Source organism: Pseudomonas sp. EB271-G4-1, from assembly GCF_058791355.1.
Map to the genome: position 1 here is coordinate 68,267 of NZ_JBYTEO010000008.1, position 14,692 is coordinate 82,958.

A 14,692-nucleotide genomic window follows, 5' to 3' on the forward strand; every position below is an offset into this window, starting at 1 on the left:
AAGCTCCTCCGCCTCACGAGATTGTAAGTCAGATGGCGAGCAGCACACGTCAGTAAAAAGATCGTTGCCGACCAGAGCGACAGATTTGCTCGGCTCCGCCAGGGCATGCAGGTTGGACGGAGCAGTTTTAGCCGAGCAGTATGATTTGCCGGCATCCGGCAAAGACGCGCAACGACCTGCGTCTTCTGGTCTGGAGCGGGTTGTACTCCCGTCTGCAGCTTCCGGAGCACAACAACTGCTTGCGGACTGAACTTTGGCTGCGCCAGGATCGCAAGCCGTGGGGGCAGGTGCACAGCAGCCCGAGCCTGCGGATGGATCAAAAACTTCGACACAAGCCTGAGTTTCCGGCGTTGGTTTGTCACCGCAACAGCTTTTCATAAGTGCACTCTCGGCAAGTCATGGCGAAGAGTGAACACCCTATAGCCACTATAAGGTCAAGCACTTCGTGAAGCGCTTTGACCCGTTCTTAGCATCACTAACTGTGCTTATCGCGACTGTTTGATCTCAGTCCAGATCAAGTCATAAAGCTGTTGGGCACCGAAGTTGGTCAGTGGCTTACCGTTGACGAAGAAGGTCGGCGTACCACTTACGCCAACCTTTTTCGCATCGGCGGCGTCTCGTTCAATGGTGGCGGTGATCTCGGGAGACATCATGTCCTCGCGTGCCTTGGCCACATCCAAGCCTGCCTGGTCGGCAGCGTCCCACGCCGCCATAGCCTTGGCGTCATCATGCCATTGCGGCTGCGACTCAAGGACAGCTTCCAGCACCGGCACAAACACGCCTTGTTTGCGTGCGGTTTCCAGGATACGGATGGCCTCTTCAGACCCGACGTGAAGTCGAACATAACGCAGCACCAGACGAACATCGCCTGGATGCTGGGACATCATCTTTTTGACAATGGGATAGAAGGCGCGACAGCTCTCACACGATGGGTCAAAGAATTCGACAATAGTGACCGGTGCCTTGGCAGGGCCAAAGCTTGGCGAATTGAATCGCACCAAAGCGCCAGCTTCCTGCACGGGAGCAGTCGCCTGAGGCACTGTGGAGGCACGGTCATAAAAGAATGCAGCGACTGCGAAGCCAATCACGGCCATGACACTGATAGCGAGGACAAGGATGCGTCGGCTCATAGGGTGAATCTCCGGCGGATAAGAACGAAAAGAAGGATCAGAAGACTAAATACACCCAGCGATAACAATGGCAACGGCGCACCGCCGAGGATGGTCATATCCGCGCCAGAGCAAGACGGGCCCGATCCACAGGGTTTAATGCTTTCCGGGATCAGCCCGAAATAAAGCAGGTTGTGGTACAGGGCGATCAGCCACCCCATAACTGCCAAAGGCAATGCGTATCGCCAGACGCTCGTGTCCGAAATACAGCAAGCCACACCCAGCACAATCACCATAGGAAACATGAAGGCACGCTGAAACCAGCAAAGCACGCAGGGTTCTTGCCCCATGACTTCACCCACGAATAACACGGCGATGGTTGAAACAAGGGCCAGCAGCCAGGCACAGAGCAGGATCGCCCAGCCTTTGGATTGAGGCTTTTGATGTGAGGTTCGCATAGGTGTAAAGCCCTTTTTAGACGTGGTAGGGCGTGCGCACGGATTTGCTTATCGCCTGATCTGGGTAGAATGAAGGTTCTAGCGACTATAAGGTCAAGCGAAATGAATGCGGCCACGTACACGGTCGGTACCTTGGCGAAAGAAACCGACACCAAAGCGGTGACCATCCGTTATTACGAACAGCTGGGGCTGCTGCCCTCCGCCGGAAGATCGCCATCAGGCTATCGCTTCTACACCGATGAGGAGCGCGACCGCCTTTTGTTCATCCGCCGCAGTCGTTCACTGGGATTCAGCTTGGATGACATTCGTGAATTATTGGGCTTTGCTGACCGACGTGATGCTTCCTGTGCCGGGGTAGACGCAAAAGTCGAAGGACAATTGGAGCAGGTGCGAATGCGTATTCGCGACTTGCAGGGCCTGGAGGCTGAACTGGAGCATCTGACCGTCTGTTGTCAGGGTGGTGTGATCGAGCAATGCCGGATCATTGAGTCATTGTCGAAACGTGATTAGCTCGGCAATGGATTATTGTCCGAAAACAGGGACTCAAGCTCTCTAAGAATGTCCGTTTTGGGTTATCAGCCATCAAAACATGAAGTAATCGGCCAACACCGGACACTCATCGCGAACGTCTAACTGGCCTCCACAAATGTGAGAAAGCCAGTTTGCATTAAAGCCCAGCTTCAAGCTGGGCTTTTGCCGTTTAGTGGCAGTGGTAGTCGTTCGTTTTATGGTTGCGATGGCAACCTTTTGAATCAGTGCCGCCGCTGTGCGCGAAGGCAGCAACGGACGTAATCGAAAGTAAAGCGGCGATCAAAATGGCGGACAGTTTCATCAGGGCTTGCTCCATGCTCATGTTTTTACATCCGTGAGACCTCTCACGCTTCGCAGCGTATGGCTAATTGCCTTCGCTAGGCAAGTGGCTTCCTTAACCGCAGAGGGCACTGCCGGGCCAGCTGCAAGCCTTAGGCGAAAGGGCGAGTTAGGAGTACGTCCGAACAGCGGAGAACGTACTCTGCGATCTAAATAGCTAGCAAATACTTACTTTCAAGGCTTCGCCGGTAACGGCCCTTGCATATAGTTTTGATGCCACATCATGTGATCCATCATCATCTGTTGCATACCTGTGTACCTGTCCATCATGTACTGGCGTTGACTTTTTTGCTCTGGGGTCAACTTTGAGTAGTCCTGCCACCCCATCATATGGCCGCCCATCATGTGTCCATTGCCCATCCTGCCGCCTCCGCAGCAGCCCATCATTCCCGGCCCCCACATGTTGTTCATCATGCCCATGCCGCTTTGCATCGTATTCCAATGCTCCTGAAGGAGCTTCTGGCGCTGCTGGGGATCTTGGGTCTGCTGAATTTTCTCCATCTGCGTCTGCATCTTCTGGAAGGTTTCTTGCGCCTGAGTCATCTGCTTATCGAATTCGGCAACATTCGGAGCTTGTTGCTGCGTCTGCGTCGTTTGAGGTTGCTCTGCTGCTAACGCCCACATGGGGGAAAGCGATGCGGCGAGAAAAAGCACGGCCAATTTGATATTTTTCATTTCGAGCTGCCTTTGTGAAGGTGAGCTGAACCAAAATCTAATGTGCCAACCGATTGCGGTGCTTGGGTTCAAGCGCACTCACCGAGAATTATAGACTTCAGCATGACAATCGCCTGTTTACACTCAATAATTAGCAGGTCTGCCCAAAACCACCTTGACTTATGTCATTACTGAGGTGATCTCCGAAGTTCGCTGTTTACGCCGGACGCCAAAGAGTCCGCAGTGAACAGGCACAGCCCGCCAATGAACACTCGACGCTGTACAGCAGCCTCCTATCGCTGCAAGGGGCATCATTTACGCGACCATGACCAGTAATAGGCCGTGACCATCCGATCTGCACGTACAACGCACATGAATATGCTCATTGCAATGCAGTCATGACCGATGCAAATGGCTGGTCAAGTCGAATGCAAACAGGTGGTCAGGTGAATGACAGCGCGTTGACTTGGGCGCCCGTTTAGGCTGACGGCCTTTTTTGATATCCGAGGAGAGCACTATGGATAGGGATGCACTTGAACAGAACCAGATACCGATCTACTTGGTTGCAGTGATAGCGGCTGCAATTGGTGGGTTGGTGGCGCCTACAGCAGCTCAAGGCCTGAACGCGTTGGTGACCCCGACTATTGCCGTGCTGATGTACGCGATGTTCCTACAGATCCCCTTTCTTGACCTGCGCGAAGGCCTCAGCAACAAACGCTTCATTTCCGCTTTGCTTATCGCCAACTTCGTGTTGATTCCGCTGCTGGTGTGGGGGCTCACCAGAGGTCTTACGGATCACCCGGCAATCCTTGTCGGCGCACTCCTGGTGCTGCTGACCCCCTGCATCGATTACGTGGTGGTTTTTACGCACATTGGCAAGGGCGACTCTCGCGGGATCCTTGCGGCAACACCGATTTTGTTGCTGCTTCAGCTTGTACTACTACCCGTGTACTTGGCCTTCATGCTGGGTGGGCAGTCCGAAGTCGTGATCTCAGTGGGCCCCTTTGTCGAAGCCTTTCTCGTGCTGATTGTCGCGCCTTTGTTGTTGGCCGTGGTTACAGCAGCCCTGGCCAAAAAGTCGAAAATCGTCGGTGGCTGGAACGCCGCCTGGGCCTGGCTACCCGTCCCAGCAATGGCAGCGGTTCTGATCGCGGTGGTTGGTTCCCAAATCTCCTCGGTAGTTCGCGACATCGACAAGCTTGCTCCAGTCATCCCTGTGTACCTCGGCTTCATGTTGTTGGCTCCGCTGATGGGCGCTTTGGCTTCAAGAGTTTTCAAGCTGCCCTCCACGACGGCCAGAGCGGTCACCTTCAGCTCGTCAACGCGTAACTCTTTGGTGGTTCTTCCGCTGGCTCTGGCATTGCCTGAAGAAATTCGAGGGCTTGCTGCCGCTGCGGTGATTACCCAGACATTGGTTGAGTTGGTTGGTGAACTGATCTACATCCGGGCAATACCTGCTCTCGTTTGGCGCAAAAAATCGCAAATTGTGTCGATGACTTCGTAAGTACATCAGCTGCGTGCAACTTGATTCGAGCAGCCCTCTTTAAAGTTGCGGAGGACTATTTATGCTTTGCGTCGATACAACGATGAGACTTCCAGCGCATCACTGGAAGGGCTTGAGTAGCTCAAGGCAAATACTGAGGCAAAATTCGCCAGTGCCAGCTGTGCCAGCAGCGCATCCTGTCCGGACTCACTGACCGGCTCCATTGAACCGAACTATAGGTGGTCAGGACGAATGCAAATGCCTGGCTAATGCATGTAGATTTGCACACAGCCACGAGCAGCAAGAACCCGTTGACGCAGCCGCAACTTCGGCAGTCTCAGCCGCATCGGTGCAACAACTTGGCTCGCAGCAGTCTGAGTTGGCGGCACGCTCGCAGCAGTCAGAATCATCGAGCTGCGTACTGCACACGCCCATCTCTGGCAAGACCAATTCAACCGCTTGGCCGCATCCCAATCACCGGCCAGGGCCGCTACCACCGAACGCACCTGCTCATAGCCTGTTATGAGCAGGAAAGTCGGGGCACGGCCATAGCTCTTCATTCCTACGATGAAGACCCCTTCATCGGGGTGAACCAGCTCATTTGGGCGAACAGTGCCGCAACTATGCTCATTCGGATCAATCAGCGGAGCAAGATGAATGGGGCTCTGGGTCGCCGAATCTAGCGCCAAACGCAGTTCGGCAAGCAGCTCCAATTTAGGTCGGCAGCCCGTTGCTACCACTACCTCATCCACTGCGGGGAGCGCTTGACCGCCCGCCTCAACAACGATGCCATTGTCGGTTGCGGTAACCCTATCGATGGCGATGTTGGTGAACAGCTCAATGCCCCCATCATTCAACAGCTGGCGAACCGTCTGCCCCAGTTTCCCTCGCTCCTCCAGCATGTCGTTTGCCCCACCGCCCAATATGCGATCCAAGGAGGCGCCGCGAATCACCCAAAAGACTTTCGTGCGCGGCTCCTGTAGGGCAAGCCGAGCCAAGTCTTGCAAGACATTGAACGCCAAATGGCCGCCGCCAACCACCATGACTCGCCGATTTGCATAGCGTTGCCGCTTACTATGAAGTACTTCGGGAATGCCGTATCTCCATCAAGATTTTTTCTGCGTAGACGGAAAAAACCGGCACGACAATGCGTGCCGGTTTTTTCATCATTACAGTCTCATTTATTAATGGAAACAATTTCGGCTTTGCCATCCTTTACTCTAAAGGAAAACGATACATGGTCGCCGACAGTCAGACCTGTCATCTGCTTCTCTGTTACGGAAAAAGCCATCGTCATTGGCGGCCATTGCATGGCGGGAACAGCGCCGTGGGAGATGGTCACTGTTTGCTTCGTAGTATCTATAGCCTTGATCGTCCCCTCGGTGTTAGCGACTGGAGACTGTTTGGTTTCCTGCTCCATCTGCATGCCTTCCATACCGTCCATTTTCATGCCCGGCATGTCCTCGGCGTGGGCAAAAAGTGAAAGCGAAAATACGGTGCTTGCAACTGCAATCATGGTCAGTTTCATGCGACTTATCCTTGAGGGTTGAGGGGGGCAACTGAGAGGTGCCGACGACGCATCAGACGATAGGCTGCCGGAATGACGAACAGGGAAAGCAGGGGTGCCGTAACCATGCCGCCGACCATAGGCGCGGCAATGCGGCTCATCACTTCGCTGCCGGTACCGCTGCCCAATAGGATCGGCAACAGACCGGCAATGATGACGGCCACGGTCATGGCCTTGGGTCGAACGCGCTGCACAGCGCCTTCACGAATCGCTGCAACCAGCCCGCGCTCAGTGCTGTCGCCGAGGTCTTCACGTTCGGCCCAGGCGTTCTTCAGATAGAGCAGCATGATCACGCCGAACTCGGCAGAAACCCCGGCCAAGGCGATAAAGCCGACTCCGGTGGCGACCGACAGGTTGAATCCCAACAGATAGAGGAACCATGCTCCACCAGTCAGTGCGAATGGCAGCGTGGCCATGATCAGCAACGCCTCATCGAAGCGGGCGAAAGTCAGGTAGAGCAGCACTAAGATGATCAACAGCGTGGCCGGCACCACCAGTTTGAGGCGTGCGTTGGCCCTTTCGAGAAATTCGAACTGTCCTGAGTAGCTCAGGCTCATGCCGGGCTGCAACTTGACCTGTTCATTGACAACTTGGCGTAGATCGGCGACCACGGAAGCAATGTCCCGACCACGCACATCGATATACACCCAGCCTGAAGGCCGTGCATTCTCGCTCTTGAGCATCGGCGGCCCGTCCGTGACTTTGACCTTCGCCACTGTGCCGAGGGTGATCTGGCTACCTAGCGGGGTATAGATTGGCAATTGCTCCAAGGCACCGAGCGAGTCACGCCACTCCCGAGGGTAACGGACGTTGATCGGGAAACGTGCAAGACCTTCGATGGTCTCCCCGACGTTTTCACCGCCGATAGCGCCAGCCACGATGGACTGCACATCGGCGATATTCAGTCCGTAGCGCGCGGCCGCCTTGCGGTCGATATCCACGTCGATATAGCGGCCCCCGGTCAGTCGCTCGGCCAGAGCCGAACTGACACCCGGCACATCCTTGGCCACCCGCTCGACCGCCTGAGTCGCGGCGTCAATCTCCGTCAGGTTGGTGCCAGCAACCTTCACCCCGATGGGGCTCTTAATCCCCGTGGCCAGCATGTCGATTCGGTTGCGAATCGGCGGTATCCAAATATTCGTCAGCCCGGGAACCCGCACCACCCGATCCAGTTCTTCCACCAGTTTCTCCTGGGTCATGCCTGGGCGCCATTGCGCGTATGGCTTGAACTGAATGGTGGTTTCGAACATCTCCAGCGGCGCGGGGTCGGTGGCGGTTTCAGCGCGTCCCGCTTTACCGAAGACGTGTTCGACTTCGGGCACGGTTTTGATCAGGCGGTCGGTCTGTTGCAGCAGCTGCGCCGCTTTATGCACCGACAATCCCGGCAGAGCTGAGGGCATATAGAGCAGGTCGCCTTCGTCCAACGGGGGGAGAAACTCACCACCCAGGCGCGATATTGGCCATAGCGCACTGACAAAAACCAAGAGTGCCACCAGTAGCGTGATCTTTGGTCGACGCAAGACTACGTCCAGGGCAGGCTGATACATCCGAATCAACCACCGATTCAACGGGTTCTGTTGCTCACTGGGGATTCGCCCCCGAATCCAATAACCCATCAGCACTGGCACCAGGGTCACTGACAATCCCGCCGCTGCGGCCATCGCGTAGGTCTTGGTGAAAGCCAAAGGGCCGAACAGCCGTCCTTCCTGTGCTTCCAGCGTGAACACCGGAATGAACGACAAGGTGATGATCAACAGGCAGAAGAACAGTGCCGGGCCTACCTCTGCCGCTGCTTCGGTCATCACGTGCCAATGACGCTCACCCTGCAACTCCTCCCCAGGATTGGCTAGGTGCCAGACCTCAATCTTCTTGTGAGCGTTCTCGATCATCACCACGGCGGCATCAACCATGGCGCCGATGGCGATGGCAATCCCACCCAAGGACATGATGTTGGCGTTGAGTCCCTGGTAGCGCATGACGATGAAGGCAATCAACACACCAACCGGCAAGGAGATGATCGCCACCAGCGATGAGCGCAAGTGCCAGAGGAAGATCCCGCAAACCAATGCGACGACGATAAACTCTTCAATGAGCTTGTGGCTGAGATTTTCCACGGCGCGGTCAATCAGCTTACTGCGGTCGTAGGTGGTGACGATTTCCACACCTGCCGGCAAACTGCTTTTCAGTTCATCGAGCTTTGTCTTGACCGCCGCAATGGTTTCGCGAGCGTTCTTGCCGCTGCGCAAAATCACCACGCCGCCGACCGTCTCACCTTCGCCGTCGAGTTCGGAGATGCCCCGCCGCATTTCCGGCCCTAACTGAATCGTGGCGACATCACCAAGGGTTACTGGCACGCCACCCGCACCCAACTTCAGCGGGATCGCCCGAAAGTCATTGAGTGTATTTAAGTAGCCCGACGCACGCACGATGAACTCGGTCTCTGCCATCTCCAACACGGCACCACCGGTTTCCTGGTTGGCCTTACCAATAGCCTCGCTCACCTCGACTTGAGTGATACCGAGGTTAGCCAGTTTGAGCGGATCAAGCTGCACTTGGTACTGCTTGACCATGCCTCCCACCGTAGCCACTTCCGCAACGTTGGGCAAAGTCTTGAGTTCGAACTTGAGGAACCAGTCCTGGAGTGCGCGAAGCTGTGCCAGGTCGTGCCCCCCACTGCGATCTACCAGTGCATATTGATAGATCCAACCCACCCCTGTCGCATCCGGCCCCAACGCCGGCTTGGCACTGGCTGGTAACCGACTTTGTATTTGGCTTAGGTACTCCAACACCCGCGAACGGGCCCAGTACAAGTCAGTGCCCTCTTCGAACAACACGTAAACGAAGCTGTCACCAAAAAAGGAGTAACCACGTACCGTTCTGGCGCCCGGCACCGAGAGCATGGTGGTGGCTAACGGATATGTCACCTGGTTCTCGACAATCTGCGGCGCCTGGCCTGCGTAAGGTGTCCGGATGATCACCTGCACATCGGAGAGATCCGGCAGCGCGTCGATGGGCGTGCTCTGCACCGACCAAATGCCCCACGCCGTGACGAACAGTGTCGCCAGTATTACCAGGAATCGGTTGGCCACTGACCAACGAATCAGGGCCGCGATCATGGCTGCCCCCCCGATTTATCCAAACGCTCAACCCGCAAACCATCGTCGGTCTGGCTCACCGCGATCCGAACCTTGTCGCCCGTTTTGAGGCCCTGCATCAGCGCCGGATTGCCGAGCGGGAACGTCATCGTCATGCCAGGCATGCCCAGCGTCTTGAAAGGGCCATGGGCAAGCGTGACTTCTTTGTCGTTGATCTCCACGATCTGCCCATCCGCCTCATGAAAACTGGAGGCTGCTGCGCTGGGTGGTGACGCTTCCTCTGAGCTTGCAATAATGCCCTTAAGACTGGCCTCCGAGTCGAGCAGGAACTGTCCAGAAGTAACTACCTTCTGGCCTTCTTCCAGACCCTTCAGGATTGCCGTTCTGCCATCGTTTTCCTGCCCGATTTGTACCTCCACGGGACGGTAGCGTCCGGCGTCTTCGGCGAGCATCACCAGGGCACGTCGACCGGTACGAATGACGGCTTCGCTTGGCACCCACATCACACTTTGCTCGGTCGAACGATTCAGGCTCACCCCCGCTGTCATACCTGGTCTCAGGCGACCGTCCAGATTCGGGAGTTCCACCCGTACACGAATCGTGCGACTGTCCGGATTGGTCTCGGGCAAAATTGCGCTGACCTTGCCATTGAGTGTTGTCCCTGGAAAGGCAGGTAAGCGCGCTTCGACTGTCTGTCCTACGGTGATAGCTCCGGTTTCCGATTCTGGAATGGCCACGGCTAGCCAGATACTGCTCAAGCCATTCACACGTGCCAGAGTGTCGCCAATCGCCACGGTCATGCCGGCACGGACATTCAGTTCTTGCAACACACCACCAATGGGACTGGTGAGAGTCAGGTAAGGTTGAACCTTGCCGCTACGCCCTACCTGAGTAATCAGTGATGCCGGCATCCCCGTGAGCAGCAGTCGTTGGCGGGCCGCAGCTAACAGGTCAGCATCCCCGTTGCGCTTCAAGGCAAGAAATTCTGTCTGCGCAGCAGCCCACTCTGGCACCAGGATATCCGCCAACGCCGCGTTGGCCTTGAGCACATCGCCGGGAGCATGGGGGTAGACTCGCTCCACAAAGCCAGTGGTGCGTGCCTGAATCACGGCGACATCACGCTCGTTAAACGCCAGGATGCCTGTCACGTTGAGGCTGGAATGTAAGACACCACGGGTGACAGTCGCAAAACGCAGCCCAAGATTCTGAGTCAGACGCGGATCAATAGTGACAGTCGCCCGAACTCCTTCACCGCTGGCGTACTGGGGAACCAGCTGCATGTCCATGAAGGGGGATTTCCCCGGCTTATCGAATTTTTGCTGCGGGTACATGGGGTCGTACCAATACAGCGCCTTGCGTTCCGCCGCTGAATTGAGGGCCTGTTGCGGGGCGGTACTGGGGTCTCCGCTCATGCGCTGTTGAGCGAACCAGTACCCGCCGGCAACACCCAATGCGAGCGAGATGCCCACCAGCACTGCACCGTTCCATTTTTTGAGGCTCATTGGCTGGACTCCCCATAAGCAAAATACAGGCGCGCACTGGTCAGCGCTCGCTGTTCTTCCACTTCAACCTGTTTGAGTCGGGCTTCGATGAGCTCACGCCGCGCGGCAACCACGGCGTTTAAATCGCCCTTGCCTGCACGGTAACTGGCCATGGTGAGTTCAACCTTTTCCTTGGCCAACGGAAGCAAGCTTTCCTGGTTTCGGCGCACGGCACGATTGAGGCGCTCATAATCAGCTAGCTCGCTTTCCAGTTGCTGAGTGTGCTCGCGTGATAATACTTCTCGCTCAGCCTCAAGCCGGCTCAGTTCAGCCTGTTTGGCCGCGATTTTTGGGTTTTGGCGAGAGTCAGGAAACAGCGGTAAATCCCAGGAAAATTGCACGCTGACCATGTCGCCAAACTCACGGCCACGGTGCTGGTAGTCCACTTCCCAGCTCCAGTCCGACTGCTTCTCCGACACGGCTTCACGAACCTTGGCTTGCGCTTCGCGGGTCATCGGGGCAAACGCTGCCAACTCGGGATGGTGTTGCAATTTATGAGAATAACTTGAGGTGTCGACAGGCCATTCAGGCAAACGGCCCACGGGCTTCTCGTTAGCGGCATTGCCAATCCAGCGCTTGAGGGCCGCTCGTGCTTGCGTTCTCTGGAGGTTCAGATCGTCCTGTTGTTCTGCCAGTTGAGCTGCCTCTTGCTTGGGCGTCACCGCGTCAGCAGGTTGAGCGCGGCCACCGGCAATTTGGGCCCGGACTGTATCGGTTAGCAGACGATTTTCTTTGTAGAAGTCCTGGAACAGCGCATCTTTGCGCTCAACCGAGTAGCTACTGATCCACGCCAACGCTGTGGACTGGCGTACCTTCAGGCGTTCGACTAGACGTTCCGCAGAGACGCGATCAATAGCCGCATCGGCGACCTCGATGCGCGCCTTCCGCTTGTCACTATTGGGCATTTCCTGCCTGACCCCGACCATTTGCATGGTCATGAAGTCCTGGTCGATGCTCCAACGATCCGGGCCGCCAATAGGGTAGTTCTGCACGCCCACCAGGAGCTTGGGATCAGGTAATTCACCAGCAGGGATGGCTGCACTGCTGACAGCCTGAATTTTCGCGTCTTGTGCGGTCAGCGACGGCGCATTGTTTTCTGCCAGCCGCAACGCTTCATCGAGCGTCAATGCGGCAGCGAAACTCGGCAATGCCAGCACGCTTGCCGCTAGGCCGGTCACGAGAGACCAGCCTGCGCAAAAGCACTTGGAGTTCATGTTTACGATTCCTGTGATCATCCACTGCACGCGGTAAAGACGTGCGCACAGCTAGTCCATTCCGCTAATGCGGAATGAGGCTCAATGTGGGACTGGAATCAAACGCGAGGCGGTCGCCATACCCCGGAAGGGGTCTGTTCAGGTAGGGAGTCGCTGAAAAAGGAAAGCACTACGGGGCTGAATACGGTAAGCAGCGGCTTGAGGATCGAGACTTGCAACATGCCGCCCGTCTTGCACTCCTGGCCAAGCTTGCAAGGCTTGCCGTGTTCGGTAGGGCTTTTCATGTCGTTGCAGCAGTCCATCCCCATGTCGTCCATCATCGCCATGCCCATCGTCTTCATCGGGCAAGGCTCTGTCGGCGGCTGAACGCCCGCCATCCCGCTGAGGGGAAGCGCCAGGCTGATCAGAAAAATGAGGTAAAACCGCAGATAGCGTTTCATGGGCTGGAGTGTAGTCGTTGGAAATGGCTCTTACAATTGGACACGCGTCATCAATAACCTATCGTTAGGCTCCGACGTAGGCGATAACGCCGAATAGGAATTAAGCCAGCATTACGTGTAAAAAATAGACAATTAACTGTCACATTAGGTTATTTTGCAGCTTACTAGAAGATCGGTTTCACAGGAGCCCGATTGTTGGATCATGTTGATCTGATTCAGCTGCAAGCAGAGCAAGTCTTTGCAGACAAAGAGAAAGCGGCAGCTTGGCTGAACAAACCGAAAACCGCGTTGGGTGGGATGACGCCATTGCAGGTTTCAAATAGTGAGGCTGGGTACGTTGTCGTGAAAGAAGCGCTTGAGAGATTGAATCAAGGCTCTGTCGCTTGAACCCGGCAAGCTGATGCGATTCCAGACTCTCCTTTTCCAAGCGCCATGTTCGTCCCAACGCCAACAAAAAAAGGCCCTGTTTATGAGCCTTTGTTTGTACTCAAACCAAAATCAGTTGGTCAGCCAGGATTCCACGGTATCGGAACCGTACTGCGCTTTCCATTCCTTCAGCGTTTTGTGATTGCCACCTTTGGTTTCGACGACTTCGCCGGTGTGAGGATTTTTGTAGACCTTCACTTGACGAGGTTTGCGGGTGCCTGCTTTGGATTCGACGACTGGAGCGCGACGGCCAGCTTGAGGATCAAGCAGAGCGATCACTTTTGGCAGGCTGTAACTGTATTCGGCAAGCAAGGCGCGCAGCTTGGTCTCAAATTCGATTTCTTGCTTCAAGCCAGCATCACCCTTCAGGGCTTCCAAGGCCTGGATTTGCTCGGCAAGGTGTTTTTCGAGCTGGCGATATTCTGCAAGTTTAGACATGATAGATCTCTATGTAGTTAGTCACCTAACAATACACCAATATCAACAGTTCAATCAGGTGTTTTTGGCAGACTTCCGTTACTGCCTGCCGATGTAAAAGGACGCCTAGTCAACGATCTCATGCCCACGCGTCGTGCCGTAAAGCTTGTTAAAGCCCCATCGATCCCAAGTGATAGTCAGCAGCAAGTGCAAAGGTTCAAGGGGCCTACGCCCGCTTTGGGGCGAGGCCTGTTGTGTCGGGATGACGGAAGATACGCTCCCAACAAGTATCAGATCGCGCATACTCCTTTTGCACGCTCCTGATTAATCTGCGCTTTAGGCTTTGTTGCCAAAAAAACTGCAGTCCAAAGCTGTTCTGCCAGCCACTGTGCTTCGCTTCGCCTGAGACTCCAGCTAACCCAACCGAAACTCATTATGACGTATTGGCCGTCTAGTCTGATCTGAAATTCGTAGATAGGCTCTTCACCATCCCCAAATTCCACCATCGGCTCGGGATCGAGCAGGGCTCCTTCCATTAGGAAATTTCTACCAGTACTCACAACGTGGAGCAGATCAGATGTTTGGTGTGATCCAAACGGGTTATGGCGCAAAATGAGAGCAGTCCAATGATCATGAGCACTCTGGACTTTAGACTTATCCGGCTTTGAGTGATTGTGATCAAACGAGCTAATTACTGCGTTGATTAGACCAGTTGCGATCTCATAAACTTGCTGTGTGGTGAAGCTTGCTTTGAAGTCGCTTAGGGTTACACGTATGAGTCGAGACGGAGTGAGTTTGACAGTCGCACGATAATGCTCGTCTGTTTCCGGAAAAGTGAAAAACTCAGACGACTTGAAGGTGATGCGGGATTTCAGACGGTCGTTGTCGCTCATAGCACTCTCGAAAAATTGGCTTGCTAATTCCAATCGGCTCAACTCTTACGAACCTTTAACGGGTTCAAAAAATTTATTGAGCACGTCTGCCTGAGGGATGAGCCGAAATTGACCAGGGTCTCTTGAGATGGAACCAAAAACTGCCGCCAATGTGCCATTAGCAGAAGCGTCGCTTCTTCGCGTAAGCGGCTATCCGTGCGGGCTGGAATGTTCCACTCAGGAACAGCTCTATTAGCCGCCTTGAAATGAGGTGCCTGCTTAAGGGTAAGCTTGGGTATCGCGGTTGAGAGGACAAGACCATGCAAACCCAGGAAGAATCTCACACGGAGCAGGCTCTGGCCGAGGCCTTGAGGACGAAAAAGCGAGAACAATGGCTGGCAGAGAACAGCGAAGCCATGAATGCCTACAACGAGCATGTGGAAGCCCAGGGAGTATTCAGCGACAACGTATGGAGCTTCTGATGCCTATCTCTCACACCTGAGCGACGGATTGGTGAATGCCAGCCCACCCGCATCGCCCTTCTCA

General features: G+C 55.2%; 16 protein-coding genes. 4 read left to right on the forward strand and 12 right to left on the reverse strand.

Going from position 1 to position 14,692, the window contains the following annotated elements; all coding sequences use genetic code 11:
* Positions 1–485: 485 nt before the first annotated feature.
* Together AC3WWR_RS06240 and AC3WWR_RS06245 are read right to left on the reverse strand one after the other, a co-directional pair.
* Positions 486–1,130 (reverse strand): DsbA family protein, encoded by a 645-nt coding sequence (locus tag AC3WWR_RS06240; RefSeq protein WP_020797661.1) that lies wholly within the window; start codon positions 1,128–1,130, stop codon positions 486–488.
* On the reverse strand, positions 1,127–1,567 hold the full coding sequence (locus AC3WWR_RS06245) for a disulfide bond formation protein B (protein WP_020797662.1): 441 nt from the start codon (positions 1,565–1,567) through the stop codon (positions 1,127–1,129). Before AC3WWR_RS06245 ends, AC3WWR_RS06240 begins: the two co-directional genes overlap by 4 nt.
* A 102-nt stretch (positions 1,568–1,669) precedes the next feature.
* Here AC3WWR_RS06245 and AC3WWR_RS06250 point away from each other — a divergent pair, with 102 nt between their 5' ends.
* Positions 1,670–2,077, forward strand: coding sequence for a MerR family transcriptional regulator (locus tag AC3WWR_RS06250; RefSeq protein WP_020797663.1), 408 nt, complete (start codon positions 1,670–1,672; stop codon positions 2,075–2,077).
* 190 nt (positions 2,078–2,267) lie between these two features.
* Here AC3WWR_RS06250 and AC3WWR_RS06255 read toward each other — a convergent pair whose 3' ends face one another.
* Positions 2,268–2,420, reverse strand: coding sequence for a YHYH domain-containing protein (locus AC3WWR_RS06255; RefSeq protein ID WP_020797664.1), 153 nt, complete (start codon positions 2,418–2,420; stop codon positions 2,268–2,270).
* Positions 2,421–2,611: 191 nt separating this feature from the next.
* Positions 2,612–3,112 carry a hypothetical protein gene (locus AC3WWR_RS06260; protein ID WP_020797665.1) on the reverse strand — a complete coding sequence of 167 codons (501 nt, stop codon included), beginning with the start codon at positions 3,110–3,112 and terminating at the stop codon, positions 2,612–2,614.
* Between the two features lie 496 nt (positions 3,113–3,608).
* Here AC3WWR_RS06260 and AC3WWR_RS06265 point away from each other — a divergent pair, with 496 nt between their 5' ends.
* The gene (locus AC3WWR_RS06265) at positions 3,609–4,595 is read left to right on the forward strand and encodes an arsenic resistance protein (protein ID WP_020797666.1); all 987 of its coding nucleotides are present in this window, start codon (positions 3,609–3,611) and stop codon (positions 4,593–4,595) included.
* Between the two features lie 245 nt (positions 4,596–4,840).
* On the opposite strand, the gene AC3WWR_RS06270 is transcribed toward AC3WWR_RS06265, so the two are convergent.
* From AC3WWR_RS06270 to AC3WWR_RS06295, 6 genes are all read right to left on the reverse strand, one after another.
* Positions 4,841–5,617, reverse strand: a complete 777-nt coding sequence (locus AC3WWR_RS06270) for an NAD(P)/FAD-dependent oxidoreductase (RefSeq protein ID WP_052024687.1) — start codon at positions 5,615–5,617, stop codon at positions 4,841–4,843.
* Between the two features lie 134 nt (positions 5,618–5,751).
* On the reverse strand, positions 5,752–6,102 hold the full coding sequence (locus AC3WWR_RS06275; RefSeq protein ID WP_020797669.1) for a copper-binding protein: 351 nt from the start codon (positions 6,100–6,102) through the stop codon (positions 5,752–5,754).
* 5 nt (positions 6,103–6,107) lie between these two features.
* The gene (locus AC3WWR_RS06280; protein WP_020797670.1) at positions 6,108–9,257 is read right to left on the reverse strand and encodes an efflux RND transporter permease subunit; all 3,150 of its coding nucleotides are present in this window, start codon (positions 9,255–9,257) and stop codon (positions 6,108–6,110) included.
* The gene (locus AC3WWR_RS06285) at positions 9,254–10,738 is read right to left on the reverse strand and encodes an efflux RND transporter periplasmic adaptor subunit (RefSeq protein WP_020797671.1); all 1,485 of its coding nucleotides are present in this window, start codon (positions 10,736–10,738) and stop codon (positions 9,254–9,256) included. The genes AC3WWR_RS06280 and AC3WWR_RS06285 overlap by 4 nt, the downstream gene beginning before the upstream one ends.
* Positions 10,735–11,991, reverse strand: coding sequence for a TolC family protein (locus AC3WWR_RS06290; protein ID WP_020797672.1), 1,257 nt, complete (start codon positions 11,989–11,991; stop codon positions 10,735–10,737). The genes AC3WWR_RS06285 and AC3WWR_RS06290 overlap by 4 nt, the downstream gene beginning before the upstream one ends.
* Positions 11,992–12,089: 98 nt before the next feature.
* Positions 12,090–12,431 (reverse strand): hypothetical protein, encoded by a 342-nt coding sequence (locus tag AC3WWR_RS06295; protein ID WP_020797673.1) that lies wholly within the window; start codon positions 12,429–12,431, stop codon positions 12,090–12,092.
* Between the two features lie 195 nt (positions 12,432–12,626).
* Between AC3WWR_RS06295 and AC3WWR_RS06300 the strand changes: the two genes are divergently transcribed.
* Positions 12,627–12,818: an MbcA/ParS/Xre antitoxin family protein gene (locus AC3WWR_RS06300; protein WP_020797674.1), complete on the forward strand. Its 192-nt coding sequence runs from the start codon at positions 12,627–12,629 to the stop codon at positions 12,816–12,818.
* 111 nt (positions 12,819–12,929) lie between these two features.
* On the opposite strand, the gene AC3WWR_RS06305 is transcribed toward AC3WWR_RS06300, so the two are convergent.
* Both AC3WWR_RS06305 and AC3WWR_RS06310 read right to left on the reverse strand, forming a co-directional pair.
* Positions 12,930–13,295 (reverse strand): histone-like nucleoid-structuring protein, MvaT/MvaU family, encoded by a 366-nt coding sequence (locus AC3WWR_RS06305; protein ID WP_020797675.1) that lies wholly within the window; start codon positions 13,293–13,295, stop codon positions 12,930–12,932.
* Between the two features lie 269 nt (positions 13,296–13,564).
* Complete coding sequence (locus tag AC3WWR_RS06310; protein WP_042955385.1) at positions 13,565–14,167, reverse strand: hypothetical protein; 603 nt, start codon at positions 14,165–14,167, stop codon at positions 13,565–13,567.
* A 299-nt stretch (positions 14,168–14,466) separates the two neighbouring features.
* Between AC3WWR_RS06310 and AC3WWR_RS06315 the strand changes: the two genes are divergently transcribed.
* The gene (locus AC3WWR_RS06315) at positions 14,467–14,628 is read left to right on the forward strand and encodes a type II toxin-antitoxin system CcdA family antitoxin (RefSeq protein ID WP_020797677.1); all 162 of its coding nucleotides are present in this window, start codon (positions 14,467–14,469) and stop codon (positions 14,626–14,628) included.
* Positions 14,629–14,692: the final 64 nt, after the last annotated feature.